The 26,210-nt window shown below is 58.0% G+C and carries 21 protein-coding genes; 10 read left to right on the top strand and 11 right to left on the bottom strand.

The features are described from left to right. Window positions 1–109 precede the first annotated feature (109 nt). The gene (gene ettA / locus AC07VR_RS11760) at window positions 110–1,774 is read right to left on the bottom strand and encodes an energy-dependent translational throttle protein EttA (RefSeq protein WP_494993591.1); all 1,665 of its coding nucleotides are present in this window, start codon (window positions 1,772–1,774) and stop codon (window positions 110–112) included. A 284-nt stretch (window positions 1,775–2,058) separates the two neighbouring features. Between ettA and AC07VR_RS11755 the strand changes: the two genes are divergently transcribed. The 5 genes from AC07VR_RS11755 (at window position 2,059) to AC07VR_RS11735 (ending at window position 10,504) form a co-directional block, all read left to right on the top strand. After that, a complete protein-coding gene (locus AC07VR_RS11755; RefSeq protein ID WP_495011311.1) occupies window positions 2,059–5,910 on the top strand; it encodes a sensor domain-containing protein in 3,852 nt (1,283 codons plus the stop codon). 239 nt (window positions 5,911–6,149) lie between these two features. Continuing rightward, window positions 6,150–7,403 carry a serine hydroxymethyltransferase gene (glyA, locus tag AC07VR_RS11750; protein WP_494993589.1) on the top strand — a complete coding sequence of 418 codons (1,254 nt, stop codon included), beginning with the start codon at window positions 6,150–6,152 and terminating at the stop codon, window positions 7,401–7,403. Window positions 7,404–7,662: 259 nt separating this feature from the next. Next, the gene (locus AC07VR_RS11745) at window positions 7,663–8,976 is read left to right on the top strand and encodes a C4-dicarboxylate transporter DctA (RefSeq protein ID WP_495011310.1); all 1,314 of its coding nucleotides are present in this window, start codon (window positions 7,663–7,665) and stop codon (window positions 8,974–8,976) included. A 67-nt stretch (window positions 8,977–9,043) separates the two neighbouring features. After that, window positions 9,044–9,745 (top strand): FadR/GntR family transcriptional regulator, encoded by a 702-nt coding sequence (locus AC07VR_RS11740; RefSeq protein WP_494993587.1) that lies wholly within the window; start codon window positions 9,044–9,046, stop codon window positions 9,743–9,745. Between the two features lie 48 nt (window positions 9,746–9,793). Beyond that, window positions 9,794–10,504 carry a GntR family transcriptional regulator gene (locus AC07VR_RS11735; RefSeq protein WP_495011309.1) on the top strand — a complete coding sequence of 237 codons (711 nt, stop codon included), beginning with the start codon at window positions 9,794–9,796 and terminating at the stop codon, window positions 10,502–10,504. A 149-nt stretch (window positions 10,505–10,653) separates the two neighbouring features. Here the strand turns inward: AC07VR_RS11735 and yjiA are convergent, their stop codons facing one another. The 3 genes from yjiA to AC07VR_RS11720 all read right to left on the bottom strand — a co-directional run bounded on the left by yjiA (window position 10,654) and on the right by AC07VR_RS11720 (window position 14,028). Further along, window positions 10,654–11,625 (bottom strand): GTPase, encoded by a 972-nt coding sequence (gene yjiA, locus AC07VR_RS11730; protein ID WP_494993585.1) that lies wholly within the window; start codon window positions 11,623–11,625, stop codon window positions 10,654–10,656. Between the two features lie 123 nt (window positions 11,626–11,748). Then, window positions 11,749–11,946, bottom strand: coding sequence for a YbdD/YjiX family protein (locus tag AC07VR_RS11725; RefSeq protein ID WP_010448516.1), 198 nt, complete (start codon window positions 11,944–11,946; stop codon window positions 11,749–11,751). 15 nt (window positions 11,947–11,961) lie between these two features. After that, entirely contained in the window at window positions 11,962–14,028 is a 2,067-nt protein-coding gene (locus AC07VR_RS11720) for a carbon starvation CstA family protein (protein WP_494993584.1), read from the bottom strand. Window positions 14,029–14,218: 190 nt separating this feature from the next. Here AC07VR_RS11720 and AC07VR_RS11715 point away from each other — a divergent pair, with 190 nt between their 5' ends. Beyond that, window positions 14,219–14,587, top strand: a complete 369-nt coding sequence (locus AC07VR_RS11715) for a PilZ domain-containing protein (protein WP_494993583.1) — start codon at window positions 14,219–14,221, stop codon at window positions 14,585–14,587. 78 nt (window positions 14,588–14,665) lie between these two features. Here AC07VR_RS11715 and radA read toward each other — a convergent pair whose 3' ends face one another. Next, window positions 14,666–16,033, bottom strand: coding sequence for a DNA repair protein RadA (radA, locus tag AC07VR_RS11710; RefSeq protein ID WP_494993582.1), 1,368 nt, complete (start codon window positions 16,031–16,033; stop codon window positions 14,666–14,668). An 882-nt stretch (window positions 16,034–16,915) separates the two neighbouring features. Here radA and mscL point away from each other — a divergent pair. Continuing rightward, window positions 16,916–17,329, top strand: a complete 414-nt coding sequence (gene mscL, locus AC07VR_RS11705) for a large-conductance mechanosensitive channel protein MscL (RefSeq protein ID WP_494993581.1) — start codon at window positions 16,916–16,918, stop codon at window positions 17,327–17,329. 47 nt (window positions 17,330–17,376) lie between these two features. Here mscL and AC07VR_RS11700 read toward each other — a convergent pair whose 3' ends face one another. After that, entirely contained in the window at window positions 17,377–18,153 is a 777-nt protein-coding gene (locus AC07VR_RS11700; protein ID WP_495011308.1) for a ferredoxin--NADP reductase, read from the bottom strand. A gap of 401 nt (window positions 18,154–18,554) precedes the next feature. On the opposite strand from AC07VR_RS11700, the gene AC07VR_RS11695 reads away from it, so the two are divergent. Together AC07VR_RS11695 and AC07VR_RS11690 are read left to right on the top strand one after the other, a co-directional pair. Next, on the top strand, window positions 18,555–19,265 hold the full coding sequence (locus tag AC07VR_RS11695; protein WP_494993579.1) for an autoinducer binding domain-containing protein: 711 nt from the start codon (window positions 18,555–18,557) through the stop codon (window positions 19,263–19,265). Between the two features lie 217 nt (window positions 19,266–19,482). After that, window positions 19,483–20,607, top strand: a complete 1,125-nt coding sequence (locus AC07VR_RS11690) for a methyltransferase (protein ID WP_495011307.1) — start codon at window positions 19,483–19,485, stop codon at window positions 20,605–20,607. Window positions 20,608–20,697: 90 nt separating this feature from the next. Here the strand turns inward: AC07VR_RS11690 and AC07VR_RS11685 are convergent, their stop codons facing one another. The 3 genes from AC07VR_RS11685 to AC07VR_RS11675 form a co-directional block, all read right to left on the bottom strand. Further along, the gene (locus AC07VR_RS11685) at window positions 20,698–20,865 is read right to left on the bottom strand and encodes a DUF2474 domain-containing protein (protein ID WP_494993577.1); all 168 of its coding nucleotides are present in this window, start codon (window positions 20,863–20,865) and stop codon (window positions 20,698–20,700) included. A gap of 71 nt (window positions 20,866–20,936) precedes the next feature. Then, entirely contained in the window at window positions 20,937–21,944 is a 1,008-nt protein-coding gene (gene cydB / locus AC07VR_RS11680; protein ID WP_494993576.1) for a cytochrome d ubiquinol oxidase subunit II, read from the bottom strand. 3 nt (window positions 21,945–21,947) lie between these two features. Beyond that, window positions 21,948–23,381, bottom strand: a complete 1,434-nt coding sequence (locus AC07VR_RS11675) for a cytochrome ubiquinol oxidase subunit I (RefSeq protein ID WP_495011306.1) — start codon at window positions 23,379–23,381, stop codon at window positions 21,948–21,950. Between the two features lie 397 nt (window positions 23,382–23,778). Between AC07VR_RS11675 and AC07VR_RS11670 the strand changes: the two genes are divergently transcribed. Then, window positions 23,779–25,020, top strand: coding sequence for an MFS transporter (locus tag AC07VR_RS11670; protein ID WP_495011305.1), 1,242 nt, complete (start codon window positions 23,779–23,781; stop codon window positions 25,018–25,020). 14 nt (window positions 25,021–25,034) lie between these two features. Here the strand turns inward: AC07VR_RS11670 and AC07VR_RS11665 are convergent, their stop codons facing one another. Together AC07VR_RS11665 and AC07VR_RS11660 are read right to left on the bottom strand one after the other, a co-directional pair. Beyond that, window positions 25,035–25,586 (bottom strand): DJ-1 family glyoxalase III, encoded by a 552-nt coding sequence (locus AC07VR_RS11665; protein WP_495011304.1) that lies wholly within the window; start codon window positions 25,584–25,586, stop codon window positions 25,035–25,037. Window positions 25,587–25,653: 67 nt separating this feature from the next. After that, a complete protein-coding gene (locus tag AC07VR_RS11660; RefSeq protein ID WP_494993572.1) occupies window positions 25,654–26,109 on the bottom strand; it encodes a DUF4879 domain-containing protein in 456 nt (151 codons plus the stop codon). Between the last annotated feature and the right edge of the window lie 101 nt (window positions 26,110–26,210).

Here is a 26,210-nt window from a genome sequence, read left to right as displayed (position 1 = left end):
AGACGCCTGGATGAAGTTTTCTCTGTGGCAAGCGGGCCTGCCACAGGTTGATGTGCTCAGCTCGAAAAAAACGGAGCCCGAAGGCTCCGTTCTTTGTCCACCGACCTTATCAGGCCAGTTTCTTGTGGCGTACCCGGTGTGGCTGGGCGGCCGCTTCGCCGAGGCGCTTTTTACGATCGGCTTCGTACTCGGTGTAGTTACCTTCGAAGAACACCGCTTGCGAGTCGTCTTCGTACGCCAGGATGTGAGTGGCCACGCGGTCAAGGAACCACCGATCGTGAGAGATCACAATGGCAGCGCCCGGGAAGTCGAGCAAGGCTTCTTCCAGGGAGCGCAAGGTTTCAACGTCGAGGTCGTTGGACGGTTCGTCGAGCAACAGGACGTTCGCCCCCTCTTTCAGGGTCAGCGCCAGGTGCAAGCGACCACGCTCACCACCAGACAGGTCCTTGACGAACTTCTGCTGATCGCCGCCCTTGAAGTTGAAACGGCCAACGTAGGTGCGCGACGGGATTTCGTAGCTGCCGATACGAATCTGATCGGAGCCATCGGAAATCGCCTGGAATACCGATTTGCTGCCGTCCAGGTCCTCGCGGCTCTGATCCACGCAAGCCAGTTGCACGGTCTCACCGACTTCAATAGTGCCGGAGTCCGGTGTTTCCTTGCCCATCAGCATGCGGAACAGGGTCGATTTACCGGCACCGTTACCACCGATCACGCCGACGATCGCGCCTTTAGGCATGGAGAACGACAGGTTGTCGATCAGCACCCGATCGCCGTAACCCTTGGAAACGTTCTTGAATTCGATGACCTTGTCGCCCAGGCGCGGACCGGCCGGGATGTAGATCTCGTTGGTTTCGCTGCGCTTCTGGAATTCCTGCGATTGCATTTCTTCGAAGCGTTGCAGGCGAGCCTTGGATTTCGACTGACGGGCCTTGGCGCCCTGGCGTACCCATTCCAGCTCGTCTTTCATGGCCTTTTCGTGGGCCGACTGCTGCTTGGATTCCTGGGCCAGACGATTGGACTTGGCTTCCAGCCAGCCCGAATAGTTGCCCTCGTAAGGAATACCGGCGCCGCGGTCGAGCTCTAGAATCCAGCCAGCGACGTTGTCCAGGAAGTACCGGTCGTGCGTGATCGCAACCACGGTGCCTGGGAAGTCGTGGAGGAAATGCTCCAGCCAGGCCACAGAATCTGCGTCCAGGTGGTTGGTTGGTTCGTCGAGCAGCAGCATATCCGGAGCGGACAGCAGCAGTCGGCACAGCGCCACACGACGCTTTTCACCACCGGACAGATATTCGATCTTCGCATCCCAGGCCGGCAGACGCAGCGCATCGGCGGCGACTTCCAGTTGGCGATCAAGGTTATGACCATCGCCCGCTTGCAGGATGGCTTCGAGCTTGGCTTGTTCGGCGGCCAGCTTGTCGAAATCGGCATCCGGATCCGCGTATTCGGCATAGACCTGATCCAGACGCGCCTGAGCGTCCTTGATCACGCTGACAGCTTCCTCAACCACTTCACGCACAGTCTTGGTCGGATCCAGCTGCGGTTCTTGCGGCAAGTAACCAACGTTCAGCTCGGGCATTGGCCGCGCTTCGCCGTCGAATTCGGTGTCGACGCCTGCCATGATTTTCAACAGGGTGGACTTGCCCGAACCGTTGAGGCCGAGCACGCCGATCTTGGCGCCGGGGAAAAACGACAGAGAAATGTTTTTCAGAATTTCCCGCTTCGGCGGAACAACTTTGCTCAGCCGATGCATGGTGAAGACGTATTGAGCCATGGAGAACCTAGCGTCAGTGACTGATGAATAAAGCGCGAGCGAAGCTCGAGCCAGGCCATGCGCGGTGCCAGCAATTGATCGCAATCAATACCTGCGCGCGGAAAAAGCCTGAGTGTAGGAGCTGGAACGCCCCCGCGTAACCGGCAAAGCTACCTTAATGAAGGATTTCAGTCCAGCCAGCGAAGGCTGGCACTTTGCCACAACTCAAGGCATGCTAGCCGCCCTCCGGGCGTCCGGCTTATAGTGCACGTCGCGCCAGTCCAGCCAATCCGCAGGATCACAGTTTGTCCAACGTCACTCTGCCATCTTCCGCGCGCGCATCAAACTCTGCGCCCGGCTCGACCCTGCGCGGCACGCTCAAAGGCGCGTTGGCGACGCTGGTATTGCTGCTGCTCGCCCTGCTGTTCTGGCAGTTGCTCGATCAGCTCAAGCAAACCCAAAAGCACCAGCTTCAATACACCATCGATTACACCGCTGATCTGGCTGATCATGTCAGCCTGAACATGGCGTTGAATGCGCAAATTGCTCTTAACCTGCTACCGCTCGTCGAACAACCGCAGCACATCGACCAACAGCAGGCGCTGCTGAAAAAACTGCAGCTATCACTCCCGGATCTGCGCAGCGTGGCATTGCTGGGGCCGACCGGCGAAGTGCTCAGTGACAGCGCGACGGACAGCCACGACTATGCCTCGCTCGCCGATCTGGTCAAACGCAGCCGTTCCCAGCGCTACTTCTATAGCAACGCAGCCGATGGTTCGGTAGTGCAACTATTGCTGCCCTCATCCAGTGGTGCGACAAACGGTTATTGGGTGTTGCGACTGGCGCCGACATTTTTCCAGTCCCTGACCAAGCAGGCCGATCAACCGGCGCCGCCGATGTGGGTGGTGCAAAACCAGCTCAGTCATCAAATCATCAGTCGCGAGGCTAGCCTTTCGACCGCCAAAACAGATGTATTGACCCCGGATGATCTGACCAACAGCGTCCTGGTCGCGCCCTTGAGCAAAAGCGACTGGCAACTGCGCGGTCTATTCGATAAGCAAGCAGCGCTCAATGAACTGTTGCCTGCCTTCATCGGCAAATGCCTGCTGGGGCTGGCCTTCTCCCTTCTGCCGGTGATCACACTGCTGAACATGCGTCGCCGACAGCGACAATCGAATGAAGGGCGTCGCCGTTATCAGGACATTTTTGACGGCACTGGTGTTGCCCTGTGTGTGCTCGACCTTTCCGGTCTCCAGGCGTTTTTCGACAAAATTCAACTGCAGACCAGCGAACAGCTGTACCTCTGGCTGGAAAACAATCCCGAGCAACGCCAGAAACTGCTGCAAGAATTGCGCATCACCGAAGTCAACCAGGTTGCCTTGCAACTGCTCAAGGTCGAGTCCTGCGAGCAAGCCTGGAAATTCTTGATCGACGGCAGCCCGCTGGACAACAAGGCCATCGGTAACCTGTTGCTCGAGGCTGTACTCAACCAGCAGAAGCAGCTGGAGCAGGAAATCAAGCTCAAGGATGCCCAGGGTCATGACCAGCATCTGTGGCTGGTACTGCGCCTGCCGCAAGAGCAGCACGACTACCGGGCGGTGATTCTCAGTATCAGCGACATCACCAGCCGCAAGCTCGTCGAATTGTCCCTGCTGGAGCGTGAGGGCTTCTGGTCCGACGTCGTGCGCACCGTGCCTGATCATTTGTATGTGCAGGATGTGATCAGCCAACGCATGATCTACAGCAACCACCATCTGGGCCAGACGCTGGGCTACAACAAGACCGAGCTGCATCAGATGGGCGAGTATTTCTGGGAAATCCTGTTACACCCCGAAGACGCCGATCACTATCACCGTTTGCGTCAGGATCAGCGGCAAGCCGGTTACGCGCAATTAATGCAATGCCAACTGCGCTTCCGCCACCGCAACAATCAATGGCGCCGTTTCGATATCCGCGAACAGGCGCTCGCCCGCGACAAGCACGATCAGGTCACGCGCATCATCGGCGTGGCCAAGGACATCACCGACCAGATCGAAGCCAGCGAATCCCTGCGCGACAGTGAGCAGCGCTACCGCATGCTCGCTGAAAGCATCAGCGACGTGATTTTCTCCACTGACAGCACGCTGGCGCTCAATTACGTCAGTCCTTCGGTACAGGCCGTACTCGGTTATGACGCCGACTGGATCTTCCAGAACGGCTGGCAATCGATCATCGCCAACCCACAACAATTGACCGGCATCTACACGCTGATGGAACGGGTCAGCAAAGCCCTGGACAAGCCCGTACAGCTTGCTCAATTGCGCAGCCAGGTGCAGACCCAGTTATTCCTCTTTGACTGCCTGCGGGCCGACGGACGCAAGATTCCAATCGAACTGCGGCTGGTACTGGTGTGGGACGAACACGGTGCCTTCGAAGGTGTGCTCGGCGTCGGCCGTGACATCAGCCAGCAACGCCGTGCGGAAAAAGATCTGCGCATGGCGGCCACGGTATTCGAGCATTCGACCTCGGCGATTCTGATCACCGACCCGGCCGGCTATATCGTCCAGGCCAACGAGGCCTTCAGCCGCGTCAGTGGTTATGCGGTGGCACAAGTCCTCGATCAGTTGCCAAACATGCTGACCGTCGATGATCAGCAAGAAGCTCATCTGCATTATGTCCTCAAGCAACTTCATCAACACAGCACTTGGGAAGGCGAAGTCTGGCTCAAGCGACGCAACGGTGAACATTACCCGGCTTGGGTCGGGATCACTGCGGTGCTGGACGACGAAGGCGACCTCGCCAGCTACGTCTGCTTCTTCAGCGACATCAGCGAGCGCAAGGCCAGTGAGCAGCGCATCCACCGTCTGGCGTATTACGACGCCCTGACCCACCTGCCCAACCGCACACTGTTCCAGGATCGCCTGCACAGCGCATTGCAATCGGCCGAGCGGCAGAAGTCCTGGGTAGTGCTGATGTTCCTCGACCTTGACCGCTTCAAACCGATCAACGACTCCCTCGGTCATGCCGCCGGCGATCGCATGCTCAAGGAAATGGCCATACGCCTGCTCGGCTGCGTCGATGATGACGACACTGTGGCGCGCATGGGCGGCGATGAGTTCACCTTGCTCCTGCAACCGCGGGCCAACCGTGAAATAGCACTGAATCGAGCCATTCACGTCGCTGAACAAATCCTCGCCAGCCTGGTCAAGCCGTTCGTGCTCGAAGGCCGGGAATTCTTTGTCACCGCCAGTATCGGTATTGCCTTGAGTCCGCAGGACGGCAACGAGCTGAGCCAATTGATGAAGAACGCCGACACTGCGATGTACCACGCCAAGGAGCGCGGCAAGAACAACTTCCAGTTCTATCAGGCGGACATGAATGCCAGCGCCCTGGAACGCCTGGAACTGGAAAGCGATTTGCGCCATGCCCTCGAGCAAAATGAATTCGTTCTCTACTACCAGCCGCAATTCAGCGGCGACGGCAAACGCCTGACCGGCGCCGAAGCCCTGCTGCGCTGGCGTCATCCACGGCGCGGGCTGGTGCCGCCGGGAGACTTTATCCCGGTGCTCGAAGAGCTCGGGTTGGTGGTGGATGTTGGCGACTGGGTAATCAGCGAGGCCTGCCGTCAGCTCAAAACCTGGCACCAAGCCAAGGTCCGGGTACCGAAAGTCTCGGTGAACATCTCGGCCCGGCAGTTCTCCGACGGTCAGCTCGGCACGCGGATCGCCACCATCCTCAAGGACATCGGCTTGCCGCCGGCCTGCCTTGAGCTGGAACTGACCGAAAGCATTCTGATGCGCGAAGTCAGCGAGGCGATGCAGATCCTCGCCGGCCTGAAAAACCTCGGTCTGAGCATCGCGGTCGACGACTTCGGTACCGGCTACTCGTCACTGAACTACTTGAAGCAGTTCCCCATCGATGTGCTGAAAATCGACCGCACCTTCGTTGATGGCCTGCCGTCTGGCGAACAGGACGCGCAGATCGCCCGGGCAATCATCGCCATGGCCCACAGCCTGAACCTGGCGGTGATTGCCGAGGGCGTGGAAACCCATGAGCAACTGGACTTCCTCCGTGAACACGGTTGTGACGAAGTGCAGGGTTACCTGTTCGGCCGCCCGATGCCGGCCAACCGCTTCGAAGCGCAATTCAGCAATGATGCGTTGTTCATGTTCGATTGAGATTTTGTGGTGATGCGGGCGGCCCCATCGCGAGCAAGCGAACGTCGCCCGGCCCTTCCCACATTTGGTATGCGTTCCCCAGTGGGAGCGAGCCTGCTCGCGATGAGGCCCGCACGATCGCCGCCAATCCCCTCATGAAAGCCACTTGTCTGCGACATGATGTCCTTTCATATGCCAGACAAAACCCATTGGGTTAGAATGCCTTCCTTTTCTGCCCCCCCCGATCCTTGAGGACCGCCATGTTCAGCCGTGATTTGACTATTGCCAAGTACGACGCCGACCTTTTTGCCGCCATGGAGCAAGAAGCTCAGCGCCAGGAAGAACACATCGAGCTGATCGCTTCGGAAAACTACACCAGCCCAGCGGTGATGGAAGCTCAAGGCTCGGTACTGACCAACAAATACGCCGAAGGCTACCCAGGCAAGCGCTACTACGGCGGTTGCGAGTACGTTGACGTGGTTGAGCAACTGGCCATCGACCGCGCCAAAGAACTGTTCGGCGCCGATTACGCCAACGTTCAACCGCACGCCGGCTCCCAAGCCAACAGCGCGGTTTACCTGGCCCTGCTGCAAGCCGGTGACACCATCCTGGGCATGAGCCTGGCCCACGGCGGTCACCTGACTCACGGTGCCAGCGTCTCCTCCTCCGGCAAGCTGTACAACGCCGTGCAGTACGGCATCGACAGCAACGGCCTGATCGACTACGACGAAGTCGAGCGTCTGGCGGTAGAACACAAGCCAAAAATGATCGTGGCCGGTTTCTCTGCCTACTCGCAGATTCTGGACTTCCCGCGCTTCCGTGAAATCGCTGACAAGGTCGGCGCCTACCTGTTCGTCGACATGGCTCACGTAGCCGGTCTGGTCGCTGCTGGCGTCTACCCGAACCCGGTTCCATTTGCTGACGTCGTGACCACCACCACTCACAAGACCCTGCGCGGTCCACGTGGCGGCCTGATCCTGGCTCGCGCCAACGCCGACATCGAGAAGAAGCTGAACTCCGCAGTATTCCCGGGCGCCCAGGGTGGCCCGCTGGAACACGTGATCGCAGCCAAGGCGATCTGCTTCAAAGAAGCGCTGCAGCCTGAGTTCAAGATCTATCAGCAACAAGTGGTCAAGAACGCCCAGGCCATGGCCGGTGTGTTCATCGAGCGCGGTTTCGACGTGGTGTCTGGCGGTACTGAAAACCACCTGTTCCTGCTGTCCCTGATCAAACAGGAAATCTCCGGTAAAGATGCCGACGCTGCTCTGGGCAAGGCTTTCATCACCGTGAACAAGAACTCGGTCCCGAACGATCCACGTTCCCCGTTCGTCACCTCCGGCCTGCGTTTCGGTACACCTGCAGTCACTACTCGTGGCTTCAAAGAGGCTGAGTGCAAAGAGCTGGCCGGCTGGATCTGCGACATCCTGGCAGACCTGAACAACGACGCCGTCATCGACGCCGTTCGCGAGAAGGTCAAGGCCATCTGCAAAAAGCTGCCGGTATACGGCGCTTAATCAGCCCGCTTGACCGCAACACAAAGAAACCGGTCAGTGATGGCCGGTTTTTTTTCGCCTGTAAAACAGCTCAAGCTCGGGCATCGCCACCCAACTGGTAAGACCGGTAAAGCCAATTCATTATTTTCTGCTTGCGATCACCTGAAAACAGCGCCTACACTGCGCCTGCACTGGACATACCGGTAAGACCACAATAATTAAGTCCTGAATCTGATGCACCTTGCGCACAGCAATCAGGACACTCACCAGGATTCCTCCCATGCTCAGATGGTGCTCGCGTTCAATCTTCCTTCAAGTTGTCCTTGGCCTGGTGCTTGGCATCGTCTGCGGACTGACCCTTCCCGAATACTCCGCCCAGCTAAAACCTCTCGGCGACGGCTTTATCAAACTGATCAAAATGCTCATCGGCCTGATCGTTTTCTGCGTGGTAGTCAGCGGCATTTCCGGCGCCGGCGACCTGAAAAAGGTCGGGCGCATCGGCCTCAAGTCGGTGATTTACTTCGAAGTGTTGACCACCATCGCCTTGGTGATCGGTCTGGTGTTCGCTTTCAGCACCGGTATCGGCAGCGGTGCGAACATTCATCTGGATCAGCTTTCCGCTGCCGACATGGGTGACATCGCCCAGCGTGGCCAGCACATGCACAGCACCACCCAGTTCCTGATGGATCTGATTCCGACCTCGGTGATTGGTGCATTCGCCGACAACAACATCCTGCAAGTGCTGCTGTTTTCGGTGTTGTTCGGCAGCGCGTTGAACCTGGTGGGTGAGGCGGCTTCGGGAATCTCGCGACTGATCAACGAGCTTAGCCATGTGATCTTCCGCATCATGGGCATGATCGTACGTCTGGCACCGATTGGTGTGTTTGGTGCGATTGCCTTCACCACCAGCAAATATGGCGTGGACTCACTGCAACACCTGGGCAGTCTGATCGGTCTGTTCTACCTGACGTGTGCGGTGTTCGTGTCGTTGATCCTGGGTCTGGTGATGCGTCTTTCCGGCCTGCGGATGCTGCCGTTTCTCAAGTACCTGCGCGAAGAGTTGCTGATCGTTCTGGGCACCGCCTCCTCCGACGCCGTGTTGCCGCAAATCATGCGCAAACTTGAGCATCTGGGCATCGGCAGTTCGACGGTGGGCCTGGTGATTCCCACCGGATACTCATTCAACCTCGATGGTTTTTCGATCTACTTGACCCTGGCCATCGTGTTCATCGCCAATGCCACCGGTACGCCGCTGGCCATGACCGATTTGCTGACGATCCTGCTGGTCTCGCTGATCACCTCCAAAGGCGCCCACGGCATTCCAGGCTCGGCACTGGTGATTCTGGCGGCGACCCTGACTGCGATCCCGGCGATTCCGGTGGTAGGTCTGGTGCTGGTACTCGCGGTGGACTGGTTCATGGGCATCGGCCGGGCACTGACCAACCTGATCGGTAACTGTGTCGCCACCGTGGCCATCGCCCGCTGGGAAAAAGACATCGATGTCCAGCGTGCCAACAAGGTACTGTCCGGCGAGCAGGGTTACACCTTCCAGCCGCGTAAAGCCCCACCACCGGCACATCAGCAAGAGTTTTGACCCAACCTTGTGCCTGTCATTGGCAGGCACAATAACCAACGCCTTACCGACTCTCATGGAGTGAACAGTGATCACCTCGTCAACAGTTGTAAATTCAGTGGTTCAAAAGCTTCGCGCCGCGTTGGCGCGTGGGCAGTGGCGCTCTGGCGATATGTTGCCGGGGCAACGCGAACTGGCTGAACAACTGGGCATCAGTCGGCCGAGCCTGCGTGAAGCGGTAATTGTGCTGGAGACCCTCGGCCTGGTGCGCTCCATGCCCGGCAAGGGCGTGGTGGTACTGGAAGCCAGCCTCGATGATGCGCCAACCACTGACAGTGGCGTGGCCGGCGCCAGCCTGGAGGATGTACTGCAACTGCGTTACACCCTCGAACCGTTCATTGTCGGGCTGGTTGCCCAATCCATCAGCAGCAAGGAAATCGGCCAACTGCGCCTGACGCTGATGGACATGCGCGAAGCCCTCGAATCCAATGACAGCGAAGCCGGGATGAACGCCTACATCGACTTCCACGAAGAGCTGTTCACCCTGACATCGAACCCGATCTTCCAGAACGTCGTGCAGCAAACCAGCAACGCGCTCAAACAGAGCGCCGAGATGCTGCGCAATTCGCCGGAGCATTTGGCCGAGCGCCTGGAAGAAAACGAAACCGTGGTGCGTGCGATCCGCAGCAAAAACAGCGCCCTGGCCAGCGCCGAAATGCGCCGGCACATCCTTCAGGAAGGGAAACGCATGGGCATTGAACTGAACATCCCGGACGACAATCTGGGCTAATAGCTGTAGTAGAAAAAACCCTATCGGCAACCGGACTGGAGACAGGCCATGAGTTCCTACGCCTTGAAGAATCCCGTTTTCTCGATTTCTGCCGCCCTGCCCCTGCGCCGCCAGAGCGAAAAAAAGCGTTGCGTCGACGACATCTATCCGCAGATTTTCGACGCCATTCTCGAACAACGCATTGCCCCGGCCAGCCGATTCACCGAAGAAAGCCTTGGCCAGGCATTCGGTGTCAGCCGCAGTATCATCCGCCAGGTACTGGCGCGATTGTCTCATCAGCAGGTGATCACTCTGCGGCCCAATCATCGCCCGCAAGTCGCGGCCCCCGATGCCGAACAAACTCGCCAGATACTCCACGCCCGAAGGCTGACAGAAACCACCCTGGTGCGACTGGCCTGCCAACAACCAACTTCCCGGCACCTGCCGCAGTTACGCGAATTGATCGACCGCGAACGCCGCTGCATCGAACAAAACCAACGCGGGTCGGCGATTCGCCTGTCGGGTGAGTTCCATCTGCAACTCGCGCAAGTCGCCGGCAATGCACCGCTGGCCCAATTTCTCGGAAGCCTGGTGCCGCTGACTTCACTGGCTATCGCCTGCTATGAAGAACAGTCGTGCAGTCATTGTGCGTGGCAGGAGCATGCGGCGATTGTCGAGGCAGTGGAGCGCGGGGATGCCAAGGCTGCCGAGGGGTTGATGACCCTGCATCTGGATCATCTTGAGGAGAAACTGCTGAACTCAGGGCTAGCGTCTAGTTGAAATCGTGTTGCCGGTTAGATCGCCTTCGCGAGCAAGCCCGCTCCCACATTGGATTGGTGGTGTTCACAAATATTGTGTTCACAGGTGATCTAGTGTGGGAGCGAGCCTGCTCGCGATAGCGGTCTCAAACACGCTGGAAATATTCGACCTTACTCAGCCGCCACTCGCGCAAACCCTGCGCGGATTTTCTCTTCCGGCAATTCATCGGCGATAAACACGATCACGCTCTCGCGCGCTTCATCCTCGGCCCACTCGGCGTCCCAATCGAAGCCATACAACTTCAGCACGCCCTGAAACACCATGCGTCGTGGTTCGTTGATGATGTTCAGCACACCTTTGTAGCGCAGCAGTTGCTTGCCGTGGTCTTCCAGCAGTTCGTTCATGAACTCGCTGAGCTTGTCGATATCCAGCGCTTTGTCGGTACGCAGCACCAGGCTGGAGATGCGGTCAATGGAAGGCGCCTTGCTCACCGGGCGCAGGCTTACACCGCCGCCGAGGTCGGCGTTGAGATTGAAGCCACGCACATCGAGCAACTCGGCCAGATCGATCTTGCCGTGTTCGACCACGCGGATCGGCGCGCGACGATTGATCCGGGTCAGACGTTCACTCAGAGCGTTAAACGTCGCCTCGTCGACCAGATCGCGCTTACTCACCAGCAAGCGGTCGGCAAAACCGATCTGCGCCTGAGCGATGGTCTGGGTCAGGTGCTGCTCGGCGTGAGCCGCATCGACCAGGGTGATGATGCCGTCGAGGATATAGCGTTCGCGCAGTTCTTCATCAATGAAGAAGGTTTGCGCCACCGGCGCCGGATCCGCCAGACCAGTGCATTCGATCACCAGCCGGTCGAAGGCGATTTCTCCGCTGTCCAGACGCTCCAATAACAAGTACAGCGCCTTGGTCAGATCGGTGTGAATGGTGCAGCAGACGCAACCGTTGGACAGGGTCATGACTTGCACTGGCTCATCGCCCAGCAGCTCGGCGTCTATGTTGGCGTCGCTGAATTCGTTTTCAATCACGGCGATTTTCAAACCGTGTTCGGCCTTGAGCAAATGGCGCAACAGCGTGGTTTTGCCGGCGCCGAGAAAGCCGCTAAGGACCGTGACGGGGATGGTGGGTAGCAAAACGAAGATCTCCCATATGCAGAAAAAACTGTAGGAGCACGGCTTGCCGGCGATGACGTCCAGAGGATCGCAATCGCCGGCAAGCCGTGCTCCTACAGTGGTGTGTTGCTTAAACGCCGTATTTCAACAGCATTTCGGACCGCCCTTGCCTCCGTAGCGAGCCTCCTGGCGTTCGCGAAAGAACGCCTCGTAGCTCATCACCGGCTTGTCCGGGTGTTTGGTTTGCATATGCTCGACGTAGGTGTCGTAGTCGGGCATGCCGACCATCAGGCGCGCGGCCTGACCGAGGTACTTACCGAGGCGACTCAGGTCATTGAACATGGCTGCAACCCTCTATTACGCTTCCGGCTGGGCCTGGAATGGCGTTTCTTTGTCCGTGCGCTCTTTGCTGCCCCAGGACGAAACACCGACCTTGAGGGCATAGAACAGGATGCTGAATACCACAAACAGGAACAGCGCCGTCAGTGTCGCATTGGTGTAGGCGTTGTAGATCACATGCTGCATCTGGGTGATGTCCTTGGCCGGGGCGAGGATCTGACCGCTGGCCAGCGCATCGCTGTATTTCCTGGCCAGGGACAGGAAACCGATCGCCGGGTTGGCGTCGAACAGCTTGATGAAGCCTGCGGTGGTGGTGCAGATCAGCAGCCAGACTGCCGGCAGCAAGGTCACCCAGATGTAGCGCTGGCGTTTCATCTTGATCAGTACGACAGTGGCGAGCATCAGCGCGATACCGGCCAGCATCTGGTTGGAGATACCGAACAGCGGCCACAAGGTGTTGATGCCACCCAGCGGATCGATCACACCTTGGTACAGCAGATAACCCCACATCGCCACGCACCCGGCGGTCGCGATCAGGTTGGCGGTCCAGGATTCAGTGCGCCGAAGAGCCGGAACGAAAGAGCCGAGCAAGTCCTGCAGCATGAAACGACCGGCACGGGTACCGGCGTCGACGGCGGTCAGGATGAACAGTGCCTCGAACAGAATCGCGAAGTGGTACCAGAACGCCATGGTGTTTTCACCCGGCAGTACGTGGTGCAGGATCTGTGCGATACCGACCGCCAGGGTTGGAGCGCCACCAGCACGGGCCAGAACCGTGGTTTCACCGATGTCCCTGGCCACCGCTTGCAGCGCTTCCGGGGTAATTGCAAAACCCCAACTGCTGACCGCTTGAGCAACCGAAACAGCATCAGCGCCGACAATGGCCGCCGGGCTGTTCATCGCGAAGTACACGCCCGGTTCGATCACCGAAGCAGCCACCATGGCCATGATGGCCACGAAGGATTCCATCAGCATGCCGCCGTAACCGATGTAACGGGCGTTGCTTTCGTTATCCAGCAGTTTCGGCGTGGTCCCGGAGGCAATCAGCGCGTGGAAACCAGACACCGCACCACAAGCGATGGTGATGAACAGGAACGGGAACAGCCCGCCCTTCCATACCGGCCCGGTACCGTCGGTGAACTGGGTCAGTGCCGGCATTTTCAGCTCGGGCATGGTGATCAGAATGCCGATCGCCAGGGCGATGATGGTGCCGATCTTGAGGAAGGTTGACAGGTAGTCGCGCGGCGCCAGAATCAGCCAGACCGGCAGTACCGCCGCGACAAAACCGTAGCCAATCAGCATCCAGGTGATCTGGATGCCGGTAAAGCTGAACGCTTTGGCCCACACGGGATCGGCGGCAATCTGCCCGCCCAGCCAGATCGAGCCCAGCAACAGCAACACCCCGACAAGGGAGATTTCACCGATGCGACCCGGGCGGATGTAGCGCATGTAGATGCCCATGAACATCGCGATCGGGATGGTCGCCATCACCGTGAAAATACCCCACGGGCTCTCGGCCAGGGCCTTGACCACGATCAGCGCCAGCACCGCGAGGATGATGATCATGATCAGGAAGCAGCCAAACAGCGCGATGGTGCCAGGAATGCGGCCCATTTCTTCACGGACCATGTCGCCCAAAGAACGGCCGTTGCGGCGGGTCGACATGAACAGGACCATGAAGTCCTGCACGGCGCCAGCCAGCACCACACCGGCAATCAGCCACAGCGTGCCGGGCAGGTAGCCCATCTGCGCTGCCAGAACCGGGCCGACCAACGGCCCCGCACCGGCAATGGCTGCGAAGTGGTGACCGAAAAGAACATGTTTGTTGGTCGGCACATAGTCCAGACCGTCGTTGTTGAGCACTGCGGGAGTGGCCCGCAGTGGATCAAGCTGCATCACATTGTTAGCGATAAACAGACTGTAGTAACGATAAGCAACCAGATAAATAGCCACTGCCGCAACCACAATCCACAAGGCGTTGATCGCCTCGCCGCGGCGCAAGGCCACTACCCCTAAGGCACACGCACCTACGATTGCCAGCAGCAGCCAGGGTAAGTGGCGTAGCAGGCTATTATTGTTTTTCATCTTTTTCTTCCAGCCAGGTGGACTTGAGAGAAACTCACCTCGAGTTTAGACCTGTTTGCATTAAAGACCATACCCGACATTGGTCTGGAGCCTTGTTTCAAGGCTCCCTTCCCCCTCCTGAGTGAGCACAGACGGTGGCAGCTTCTACAGATGCGGGTCTATAGTCAGCAAACATCAAGAGGACTGCGCCATGAGCGACCACCCTGCAGATCGCCGCCGCTTCAAACGTATAGCCTTCGACGCCACGACTGAACTCAGCCAGGGCGGGAATCGTTGGCCAGTGCAGCTGATTGATCTGTCACTCAAGGGCTTGCTGATCGAACGTCCCGAGCCTTGGCAGGGGAACAAGGAACAGATTTTTTCCGTCGACATTCACTTGAGCAAGGAGGTCGAGATCGCCATGGACGTACAGCTTACCCATGAAGATCACGGCCAGCTTGGCTTCGTCTGCCGGTACATCAACCTGGAATCTGTCAGCCGCCTGCGGCGCTTGATCGAGCTCAATCTGGGCGATCAGGCCGTACTTGAACGGGAGCTGGGAGCGCTGATCAAGATTTGATCATGACGGATCAACCAGGAGCCGGCCGCAAGTCGCCTGGAGGCGGGATACATTAAAGATTGTATCCCCGAGTCGTCTTTATTCGAACAACGCGTCCAATGCCTGTTCAAGGCGTGTCACGGCAATAATCTGCAACCCTGGCGGCGCCTCTTTCGGTGCGTTGCCCTTGGGTACGATGGCCCGCTTGAAGCCGTGTTTGGCGGCCTCTTTCAGGCGCTCCTGACCGCTGGGTACCGGTCGCACTTCACCGGACAAACCCACTTCGCCAAACACCAGCAGATCGTGGGGCAAAGGCCGGTTGCGCAAACTGGACATCACCGCCGCCATCAACGCCAGGTCGGAAGCGGTTTCCAATACCTTGACCCCGCCGACCACGTTGAGGAATACATCCTGATCATGGGTCGGAATGCCGCCATGTCGATGCAGGACCGCCAACAGCATGGCCAGTCGATTCTGATCCAGACCCAGGGTTACCCGACGCGGGTTGGCCAGGTGAGTGTCGTCCACCAGTGCCTGGACTTCCACCAGCATCGGCCGGGTGCCTTCCCAGGTGGCCATCACCACACTGCCCGGCACTTCTTCCTGAGCGCGAGTAAGGAAAATTGCCGACGGGTTAGAGACTTCTTTCAGACCTTTGTCGGTCATGCCGAACACACCTAATTCATTGACTGCGCCGAAGCGGTTTTTCACCGCCCGCAACAGGCGCAGACGGCCATCCGACTCACCTTCGAAATACAGCACGGTATCAACCATATGCTCCAGCACCCGCGGCCCGGCCAGTGCCCCCTCTTTAGTGACGTGGCCGACCAGGAAAATCGCGGTACCGCTCTGTTTCGCGTAACGCACCAGCAACGCCGCACTTTCGCGCACCTGGGACACGCCACCCGGCGCCGATTGCAGTTGCTCGGTGAAGATGGTCTGAATGGAGTCGATCACCATGACTTTCGGCTTTTCTACCCGAGCCGTAGCAATGATGGTTTCGATGCAGGTTTCGGTCATCACCCGCAGCTTGTCCTGAGGCAATCCCAGGCGACGGGCGCGCATCGCGACTTGCTGCTGGGACTCTTCGCCTGTGACGTACAACGCCGGCATGCGCGCGGCAAGACTGCATAAGGTTTGTAACAGGATGGTCGACTTGCCGATGCCCGGATCACCACCAATCAACACCACCGAACCGTCTACCAGACCGCCGCCGAGCACCCGGTCCAGCTCGCCGGATGCCGTGGAAAAACGCGGAACTTCTTCAACGCTGACTTCGGCCAGCGTCTTGATCTGAGCCTGCTGCCCGGTCCAGCCAGTACGTCCGCTGGGAGCCGCGGCCGCACCGCTTTCCAGCACGGTTTCGACCAGCGTATTCCAGGCGCCGCATTCGCCGCATTGGCCGGCCCACTTGGGGAAGGTTGCGCCGCACTCCGTGCAGCCGTACATGCGCTTTGCCTTGGCCATCAGAACTCCAACGAAAAACCGCGATGATAGCTCAGCTGGCAGCAATCAGCGCGGCGCACGCCGTATGGATTTCAATCTTGCCGTTGCGTTTACACCAACGTTGAGTCGCTTCAAGGCAGGTTCAATCAACCCATTTCGCCAGACGCTTTAGTAACGTGTTCTATTTCCTGTAATGGGTCAGCCAAATTACGATTGAGCACTAGTTGTACAACTTTCGTTTTGACGCATCAGTCCAGACTTCGATCCGGCCCATCAAACCAAACCAAAGCTTGTACAAACCTTGCTACTTAAAAAGCGCAATGTACAAGCAACACACTGAAAAGCACCTTTAACGCAACGCCCATCACCTTAGTCCTGCCACTTCAAACTTACCCGGAAAACTTGATGAGCACTTTAGAGCAACTCTTTTGCGACGAGCCTTTTTTGCCATAAGCTTGATTTTTGGCGTCGGTCAATTTTTAGAGATGCACTTACGCTACTGCTTTCCTCCGACAACTGCTGACGTACCGCCATTGAACTACAACACCGTCTGTTTATGCCTACTGTTTTGGAGCATAAAAACAAACCAACCAGACATAAGTCATCGATATTACCACCCGCGATCCAGAGCGTTGCGACAAGCTTGCGCCCCCTCCCGCAGCAATGCGTGAGCATCGGCCGGGCTGGTTCGAGGTGAGGACTTTGGCCTTGGGCCGCCCTTCAGCTTTTCGGCCACGATAATGGAATCCCCACGGACTTCGCGCGCGATTGAGGGCACGTTGTAAACCATTTGCTGCAGGCAGGTCGATGCCTGCGAGCGCTATAAGCAGTTGCGTCGAGCAAGATGCGTTTTGCTGAATTACACTGCGCTCACCAACCTCATCTGTAACAGGGAAATAACCTATGGGCGTGCTAAGTGAGTTCAAGGCCTTCGCGGTCAAAGGTAATGTGGTCGACATGGCCGTCGGTATCATCATCGGCGCGGCTTTCGGCAAAATCGTTTCGTCATTTGTAGGTGACGTGGTGATGCCGCCCATTGGCCTGCTGATCGGTGGGGTGGATTTCGCTGACCTGGCGGTCACGCTCAAAGCGGCTCAGGGCGGCACTCCGGCAGTGGTCATGGCCTATGGCAAATTCATCCAGAGCATCATCGACTTCCTGATTATCGCGTTCGCGATTTTCATGGGTGTGAAGGCAATCAATCGCCTGAAACGCGAAGAGGCCGTTGCGCCAACCCTGCCGCCGGTTCCGACCAAGGAAGAAGAGCTGCTTGGCGAAATTCGCGACCTGCTCAAAGCGCAGAACAACAGAGCCTGAACGCTCCTGTCGCGATAAAGAACGGCGCCATCAAGGCGCCGTTTTTTTTACCAGTAACTCTCTACAGCAACCTGTCCGGGCCTGCGACTCAGGCTCAGTTGCATATCACGCTTTTTAAGCATGCTACGCGTGTCATCGATCATCTGGGGGTTACCACAGAGCATCACCCGCGAATGCTCGGCCGTAAGCTCCACGCCTGCGGCTCGCTCCAGTTCGCCACTCTCGATCAACCGGGTGATCCGCCCGTTCAAGGCTCCCGAAGACTGCTCGCGGGTGACCGTCGCGATGAACTGCAATTTATGGCCGTACTCAGCCAGGTACTCACGCTGTGCCAGTCCGGCTATCAGGTCCTGGTAGGCCAGCTCTCGTGCTTCGCGCACGCTATAAACCAAGATGATTCGCTCGAATTTTTCCCACACATCAAAGTCCTGCAGGATCGACAAAAACGGCGCAACGCCCGTACCTGTGGATAACAACCAAAGATCACGGCCACTGGCAAAGCGGTCAAGGGTCAGAAAACCGAATGCCTGGCGCTCGACCAATAATGTATCGCCCTCCCCCAAACGACTCAGCTCACTGGTGAACTCACCACCCGGAACGACAATGGAAAAAAATTCAAGAAACTCGTCATGAGGTGAAGACACCATGGAATAGGCCCGCCACACCGTACTGCCATCCGCTTTGGTAACCCCCAGGCGAGCAAATTGCCCGGCCTGGAAACGGAAGCCCGGATCTCTGGTGGTGCGCAACGTAAACAGACCAGGAGTCAGCGGTTGTACGTCGAGCAACGTTTGGCGGGTAAATTTTTCGGCGCTGACGGTCATGGGGCGCTCCATTGAACAGGTACCCCAGTTTCCCGCAAAGCCGAGCCCAGGAACACCGGCGATTTGTAATGTTATCTAGCTGTGTGTGAGGGTGGCACACGCTCAACATAATCTTTAAACGAATGAGACTGACTGCATAGTGATAGATTCTGACTATATATTGCACTAACCAAGTTTGATTTAAACAATCGCAACACTATTAAACCCCCCTCACTCTTCCCGACCATTAGAGGAAGCAGGGTATTTTTATGCCATGTCACATTGTGAGCTTGCTAAGAATAAAATCGTTCAATTTCGAACAAAGTCCTCAGCATTTCCGAAAGAAATATCCTACACTCGGTTTTCGAGTTTTCCTTGGATCCAATGCAATACCCTACAGAGCCCGACAGAGGGAATAATCAATGACTATTTGGACCGACGCCCAGATACAGCGATTAACGCAAGGCAGCGACATTCAGTCCACATTCGAAGTCGCTCTTAGCCTTATTTACGAGATGGGATTTGAGTACTGCGCATTTGCGGTAAGCCCTCACTCGCAAAGTACTCAAACACACACTGTAAAGATCAACAACTACCCGGACGAATGGAACAAAAAATACGAAGCGCATAACTATGTCGCAATAGATCCGATCGTAAAATATTGCAGTCAGTCGGTTTTGCCTATCCTCTGGGATGACAACGCGTTCTCTGGCACCCCTGCCTTTTGGGAAGATACGCAAGCCCATGGGATGCGTCATGGCTGGTCGCAATCGGTGCATGATCTTCGTGGATTCTTCAGCGTACTGAGCCTCTCACGAAGCCACCAACCGATCACTGCCAGGGAGCTCTACGGGAAGGCAGGCCAACTTATCTGGCTAAGCCACACGCTGCACTCAATCGTCGCGCAGAAGATGCTATCCGACGCTGACTTTCGTGACGGGACCAGTTTATCAACCCGGGAAACCGAAGTCCTGAAATGGTCTGCGGACGGCAAGACCGCCTCCGACATTGCAACCATCCTCAATCTCTCGGAGCGGACCGTGAATTTCCATGTGAGCAGCGCAATAAAGAAGATGGGCGTCAACAATAAAATCTCGGCAGTGGTGCAGGCCAGCCTGAAAGGATGGCTCTGAGCCTTGCCGTACGGTAGACAAAGACCGAACTATCCACTGTTCGCGCCGATAAAACCTGCGAGTAATTCATTAGAAAAAAACGTACCATTTGCGGCCGCATCTGAGTGATGACGCGAGTTGCCCAGCACCGCGACGCAGTCCACTCAGACGATCCTGCAAGCATCAAAGCCGCCCAGGCCCTGCGGGACACCCGTTGATTACCCAGAGTCCCCGCACCATGCCCCTGCTCGACAGCCCCTTCGCCCAGCTCGACCTGATCCGCCAGCCTGAACAACAGAACGAGCCGTTACAGGCCTTCGACGCGGCTGATGAATTCCTGCTCAACCATCTGGCCGAGCAACGGCCGGCAGCGGGTACCCGGGTATTGGTGCTCAACGACAGCTTTGGCGCTCTGGCAGCCAGCCTGGTCGGGCATGTACAGGTCACCAGCAGCAGCGACTCGTTTCTCGCCACCCTGGCACTGGAGAAGAACCTGGTGCGTAACGGCCAGGCCTTCGATGCCGTGCCGATCGTGCCCGCCAGCGAAAACCTGACCGGACCGTTCGACCGGGTGTTGATCCGGGTGCCGAAAACCCTGGCCTTGCTGGAAGAACAGCTGATTCGCCTGCAAGACCAACTGGCCCCCGGTGCGCAGGTGATTGCGGCCGCCATGGTCAAACACCTGCCACGCGCCGCCGGCGATCTGCTGGAACGCTATATTGGCCCGGTACAGGCTTCGCTGGCGGTGAAAAAAGCCCGCCTGCTGATCGCCACGCCCGAGAGCAAAAAACCAGCCGTATCGCCTTACCCGACTCGCTACACCCTCGAGGAGCCTGCGATCGAATTGTTGAACCATGCCAATGTGTTCTGCCGCGAAGGCCTGGATATCGGCACGCGGGCGTTTCTCCCACACTTGCCGAAAAACCTTGGCAGTGCGCGGGTCGCCGACCTGGGATGCGGTAACGGGGTGCTGGCCATCGCCAGCGCGCTGCAAAACCCTCAGGCTCAGTACACGCTGGTGGATGAATCATTCATGGCGGTGCAATCGGCGGCCGAAAACTGGCGCGCGGCACTCGGTGAGCGCGCAGTGATTGTCCGCGCTGGCGACGGCCTGGCCGGGCAAGAGCCGCAATCGCTTGACGTCGTGTTATGCAACCCGCCGTTTCACCAGCAACAGGTGGTCGGTGATTTTCTTGCCTGGCGGATGTTCCAACAAGCTCGTGAAGCGCTGGTGGTCGGCGGCGCGTTATATATCGTCGGCAATCGTCATCTGGGCTATCACAGCAAACTCGCCCGATTGTTCCGTGGCGTCGAGCAAGTAGCGGCCACGCCCAAGTTCGTGATTCTCAAAGCGCGTAAATAACGCTCGAATCCCAGGCAAAAAAAACCCTCCGTCAGGAGGGTTATAAATCCGTGCCGCAAGGCAACGGGATGGGAATGGGTGTCGCGAATTTCAGTGTGTGGTCAGGCCGGCGGCGTTCATAAACATGCGCATCAGGCTGGCGACGATCGCCAGGGTCAGCACGCTACCGGTCCAGATCACCGCCAGCCAGCCAAGCCTGTGCCAGAGCGGTTTCTTTTCCGCCTGTTCGATTTCCTGCAAGGAGTGTTTGCCGGTCATTACCTGAAATCCTCTCTGGGGGTTTGATGGTGCCCAAGAAGACGCCATCACGAGCAAGCTCGCTCCTACACCTAGTGATAACCGTCTTCATGGGTGACCTTGCCGCGGAACACGTAGTAGCTCCAGAAGGTGTAACCCAGGATGAACGGGATGATGAATAACGTGCCGACCAGCATGAATCCCTGGCTCTGCGGCGGTGCCGCGGCGTCCCAGATCGATATCGACGGTGGCACGATGTTCGGCCACAGGCTGATGCCCAGACCGCTGTAGCCGAGAAAGATCAGCACCAGGGTCAACAGGAACGGCGTGTAATGCGCATTGCGGGCCACGGCGCGGATCAAACCGTACAGGGTCACCAACACCAGAATCGGCACCGGCAGGAACCAGAACAGGTTCGGCAAGGTAAACCAGCGTGCTGCGATCTCGACGTGGGCCAGCGGGGTCCAGATACTGACAATGCCGATCACCGCCAACAAGACGAACGCCAACGGTCGCGCAAGATTATGCATCTGCTCCTGCAGCTTGCCTTCAGTCTTCATGATCAGCCAGGTGCAGCCGAGCAAAGCATAGGCGACCACCAGTGCCACACCGCAGAACAGTGTGAAGGGCGTGAACCAATCCAGCGAACCGCCGGCGAACTGGCGGTTGACCACCGGAATGCCATCGATGAAAGCCCCCAGCGCCACGCCCTGAAAGAAGGTCGCCGTCAGCGAGCCGCCGATAAAGGCCTTGTCCCAGAGGTGTCGCTTGTCGTCCTTGGCCTTGAAGCGGAATTCGAAGGCAACGCCGCGGAAAATCAACCCGATCAGCATCAGGATCAACGGCAGGTACAGCGCCGAGAGCACCACCGAGTAGGCCAGCGGAAAGGCCCCGAAGAGTGCGGCGCCGCCCAGCACCAGCCAGGTTTCGTTACCGTCCCAGACCGGCGCGACGGTGTTCATCATCACGTCGCGATCGCGGTCCTCCTTGACGAAGGGGAAAAGGATTCCGATCCCCAGGTCGAACCCATCCATAACCACGTACATCATGATGCCGAAGATGATGATCACGGCCCAGATCAGCGGAAGATCAATACCCATGACTCAGTTCCCCTTGTTCAGGCTGTCGCTGTGATCGCCATCATCATCAGCAGCGGAAAGCGGACGCGCTGGTGTACGTTTCTGGCCAGGACCACCGTGGCTTGCTTCGGCCCCCTCGTTGAGCACCGGTCCTTTGCGCACCAGACGCATCATGTAGCCCAGACCCACGCCAAACAGCGAGAAATACACCACGACGAACAAGGCAAGGGTGATACTCATCTGCGTCAAGCCATGCCCCGACGAGGCATCCGCCGTGCGCATCAATCCGTAGACCACCCACGGCTGGCGCCCGATCTCGGTGGTGAACCAGCCGGCAAGGAGCGCGATCAGACCGGACGGCCCCATCCATAGCGCCAGATACAGGAACGGACGAGACGAATACAGGGTGTCGCGCTTGCGCAGCCACAGGCTCCACAACCCGGTAAAGATCATCAGCATACCCAGCCCGACCATGACCCGGAACGACCAGAAAACAATGCTCGAATTCGGTCGGTCTTCAGGTGGGAAGTCCTTGAGCGCCGGTACTTGTTTGTCCAGCGAGTGGGTCAGGATCAGGCTGCCCAAATAAGGGATCTCTACGGCAAAACGGGTCTTCTCGGCTTTCATGTCCGGCCAGCCGAACAGGATCAACGGAGTCGGCTCATTGCCGACATTCTCCCAATGGCCCTCGATCGCGGCGATTTTTGCCGGTTGATGCTCGAGGGTATTGAGGCCGTGGAAGTCACCGATAACCGCCTGGATCGGCGCCACGACCAGCGCCATCCACATCGCCATCGACAGCATCGTACGGATTGCCGGGTTATCACGGCCGCGCAGCAGGTGCCAGGCAGCGGACGAACCGACGAAGAAGGCGGTAGCGACAAAGGCCGCCGTGGCCATGTGCATCAGACGGTAGGGGAAAGACGGGTTGAAAATCACTGCCAGCCAGTCAACCGGAATCACCCGACCGTCAATGATTTCGAAACCTTGCGGGGTTTGCATCCAGCTGTTGGAAGCCAGGATCCAGAAGGTCGATATCAGCGTACCGATGGCCACCATGACGGTTGCGAAGAAGTGCAGCTTGCGCCCGACCCGGTTCCAGCCGAACAGCATGACGCCGAGGAAACCAGCCTCGAGGAAGAACGCCGTGAGCACCTCATAGGTCAGCAGCGGCCCGGTGACAGACCCGGCAAAGTCGGAGAAGCGGCTCCAGTTGGTGCCGAACTGATAGGCCATGACCAGCCCGGAAACCACACCCATGCCGAAGTTGACGGCAAAGATCTTCGACCAGAAGTGGTACAGATCGCGGTAGGTATCGTTGTGCGTCTTCAGCCACAGGCCTTCGAGCACCGCCAGGTAACTCGCCAGACCAATAGTGATGGCTGGAAACAGGATGTGGAACGAGATGGTAAACGCGAACTGAATTCGGGCGAGATCAAGTGCCTCCAAACCGAACATAAGTCTTCCTCTGTCAGGTAATACCGGCTGCCGGCTAGAGGCCTGCACCCACTGCCCCCACGGATATGGCGCGTGGCGAATTCAAATTCGTTTTTTCTAAACCATCACAACGCAGGGATTCTGGCCATCTGGCCGCCAGATCAGTTCCGGAAAAGGAATTGATCTGGATCAATCAACGTTCAAAGAGTAGTCCCATTTTCAGGCCTGGACTGTGTGGTCGTTTGTCGCGTGACAGGTTGCCTCACCGGACTCAGGGGTGAGGGGTTTGCCCCCTCGTCAGAGGGAATGTCGCCATTGTTGAAATAGATGCTTGGCTAACGATATTTTCGGCCATAGCACCCAATGGTTACAGCTTGGTGATAGTCTCGTTTTCCCCCCGCACAGACCTGCCTTTCAGATGCCTAGCCAAGCCCCCCTTCTGTTGCGTCATCACCGCCCTTTTATCGCGTTCTGGCTTGCTCGGATGTTTACCGCCAGTGGTTTCCAGATGCTGACCGTGGCCATTGGCTGGAACCTCTATCAACTGACCGGCAATGTCCTGGACCTCGGTTGGGTCGGGCTGGTGGAGTTCGCCCCGAGGGTGCTGTTCATGCTCCACACCGGGCATGTGGCGGACCGTTATGACCGGCGCAAAATCGCAGCCATCTGTCAGTCCTTACAAGCATTGATCGCGTTGGCCCTGGTGATCGGCAGTGTCACCGACAACGTCACCCGGGAAATGATCTTCATCCTCGCCTTCCTGCTGGGTGCCGCCCGCTCGTTCGAAATGCCGACAACTCAAGCGTTGCTGCCGACCATCGTCCCCGGTGCACTGTTCCCGCGAGCCGTTGCCGCGTCGCAGTCAGCCCAACAATCGGCCACCATTGTCGCGCCGGCTTTGGGCGGTTTGCTCTATGCCTTCGGCAGCGTCTGGGTTTACGGCCCCACCGTGATTTTGTACATCATTGCCTGCCTGCTGATGCTCAACCTGCCCGCCCGACAGACACCGCTGAACAAAGGCAAGGCGACGCTGGACTCGCTGCTGGCCGGGATTCGTTTCATTCGCAGTCGGCCGGACATTCTCGGGGCGATTTCCCTGGACCTGTTCGCCGTACTGCTGGGGGGGGCGACAGCATTGCTGCCGGTGTTCGCCAAAGACATCCTGCTCACCGGGCCATGGGGCCTGGGGTTACTGCGCTCGGCCCCTGCTGTCGGCGCCTTACTGATGTCGCTGTGGATGGCGCGCTTTGCCGTGGAGCGCAACGTCGGGCGAATCATGTTCACCGCCGTCGCCGTATTCGGCGTTGCGACCATCGCCTTTGGCTTATCGACCTCGTTCTGGTTCTCCCTCGCGGTCCTGGTGGTGCTGGGCGCCGCTGACATGATCAGCATGGTGATCCGCGCCTCCTTCGTGCAACTGGAAACCCCGGACGAAATGCGCGGCCGGGTCAGCGCCGTGAACGGCCTGTTCATCGGGGCCTCGAACCAGTTGGGTGAATTCGAATCCGGCGTGACCGCCCATTGGTTCGGTACCGTGCCGGCTGTGGTACTCGGTGGGATCGGTACGCTGATGGTCACCGGCGCATGGATCAAACTGTTTCCGACACTGGCCAAACGCGACCGCATGCATGCGGTCGCGAGTGTCGAAACCAACGCCTGAGGAGCCCTTCGCGGTTAAACCACCAACTCCCCCGCCAACGCCGCTCGCTTGGCCTTGCCGCAGAGTTGCTCAACCAGTGTCAGCGCAAACGGCAGCGCAGCGCCGGAGCCTTGGGCGGTGATGCAATTGCCGTCGACGACGACCGGTTGGTCGATGAAGTTACAGCCGGATAACTGATGGCTGGCTGTTGGCAGGCAGGTCATGCGCCGCTGGCGCAGAACGCCATAAGTCTGCAAGGCCTGCGCCGGGGCTTCGGCGATGCCGGCGAACAGACGTCCGGCCGCAGCCTGGTCCGTGACCAATTGCAGCAAGGGTTGATGGGCCGCCAGGTTCTGGACGCCGACCACACCGCCGGGCAGTACGATCAAGTCGAAATGCTGTGCCAGCACATCCACCAGCATGGCGTCGGCCGTCAGCCGGGTACCGCGCGCGCAAGTGAGCATGCGCCGAGACTCAATGCTGGCCACCACCACTTCAATCCCGGCGCGGCGCAGTACATCGATCAGGGTCACGCTTTGCAGGTCGTCGATGCCTTCGGCGAGGGTGATCAGAGCTCTAAAGGTCATGGGCTGTTTCCACACAATAATCCTTAAAGCTTAGTCAGCTTTCCTTATAAGCGTCCGGCGAGTGCAATTACTTGATGTAGATCTGCGCTGACAGGGTGTTTCCAGGCGCGTTGATGGACGTGTTACTGAAGGTGAAGGTGCCCTCCTGTTTGCCGACCAGATCGAAGATATAGAGATAACCGACTATTTTCGCCGAATCGGAACACGCCCCCAAACCATTGCCGGCGGCCGCACAGACCCTCGTTTTATTACCACTCACCGCTAAACCGTCCAACGCGACAATCGGGTTTCGGCCATAACCCTGCTCCAGCACGAAAACCCTGATAGTCCCACCGCCGTGATTGCAGTGGGTCTGTTCACGGCCATCCGATACGTCTTCCAGGCCACAGACCGGCGACTGGACCTTGAGAATTTTCACCTCGCTCAACGGCGGGGCCGGAGCAGCCAAGGCGGTTTGTGCCCCTGTTAGCAGGGCACCCAACAACCCAAGACGCAAAACGACACTGTTCTTTGTGCAATACATATCTACCCCCAAACTTGCGCGCAGTATGCCCCACTACCCACTACGGCAAAACAACGCCAAGGATCGCAGTCATTGGTGCAAGCTACTGGTATGATGCGCGG

The organism is Pseudomonas sp. GW821-FHT02H09, assembly GCF_059421425.1.
This window is presented reverse-complemented; position numbering and strand designations above follow the sequence as displayed.

Coding starts and splice junctions, on each gene's coding strand:
- radA (WP_494993582.1), bottom strand. CDS start 16,033: ATGGCCAAGGCAAAGCGCATGTACGGCTGCACGGAGTGCGGCGCAACC.
- AC07VR_RS11735 (WP_495011309.1), top strand. CDS start 9,794: ATGAGTTCCTACGCCTTGAAGAATCCCGTTTTCTCGATTTCTGCCGCC.
- AC07VR_RS11720 (WP_494993584.1), bottom strand. CDS start 14,028: ATGAAAAACAATAATAGCCTGCTACGCCACTTACCCTGGCTGCTGCTG.
- AC07VR_RS11675 (WP_495011306.1), bottom strand. CDS start 23,381: ATGTTCGGTTTGGAGGCACTTGATCTCGCCCGAATTCAGTTCGCGTTT.
- AC07VR_RS11695 (WP_494993579.1), top strand. CDS start 18,555: ATGACTATTTGGACCGACGCCCAGATACAGCGATTAACGCAAGGCAGC.
- AC07VR_RS11725 (WP_010448516.1), bottom strand. CDS start 11,946: ATGTTCAATGACCTGAGTCGCCTCGGTAAGTACCTCGGTCAGGCCGCG.
- cydB (WP_494993576.1), bottom strand. CDS start 21,944: ATGGGTATTGATCTTCCGCTGATCTGGGCCGTGATCATCATCTTCGGC.
- AC07VR_RS11700 (WP_495011308.1), bottom strand. CDS start 18,153: ATGACCGTCAGCGCCGAAAAATTTACCCGCCAAACGTTGCTCGACGTA.
- AC07VR_RS11665 (WP_495011304.1), bottom strand. CDS start 25,586: ATGACCTTTAGAGCTCTGATCACCCTCGCCGAAGGCATCGACGACCTG.
- ettA (WP_494993591.1), bottom strand. CDS start 1,774: ATGGCTCAATACGTCTTCACCATGCATCGGCTGAGCAAAGTTGTTCCG.
- mscL (WP_494993581.1), top strand. CDS start 16,916: ATGGGCGTGCTAAGTGAGTTCAAGGCCTTCGCGGTCAAAGGTAATGTG.
- AC07VR_RS11660 (WP_494993572.1), bottom strand. CDS start 26,109: ATGTATTGCACAAAGAACAGTGTCGTTTTGCGTCTTGGGTTGTTGGGT.
- AC07VR_RS11745 (WP_495011310.1), top strand. CDS start 7,663: ATGCTCAGATGGTGCTCGCGTTCAATCTTCCTTCAAGTTGTCCTTGGC.
- AC07VR_RS11715 (WP_494993583.1), top strand. CDS start 14,219: ATGAGCGACCACCCTGCAGATCGCCGCCGCTTCAAACGTATAGCCTTC.
- AC07VR_RS11670 (WP_495011305.1), top strand. CDS start 23,779: ATGCCTAGCCAAGCCCCCCTTCTGTTGCGTCATCACCGCCCTTTTATC.
- glyA (WP_494993589.1), top strand. CDS start 6,150: ATGTTCAGCCGTGATTTGACTATTGCCAAGTACGACGCCGACCTTTTT.
- AC07VR_RS11685 (WP_494993577.1), bottom strand. CDS start 20,865: ATGACCGGCAAACACTCCTTGCAGGAAATCGAACAGGCGGAAAAGAAA.
- AC07VR_RS11690 (WP_495011307.1), top strand. CDS start 19,483: ATGCCCCTGCTCGACAGCCCCTTCGCCCAGCTCGACCTGATCCGCCAG.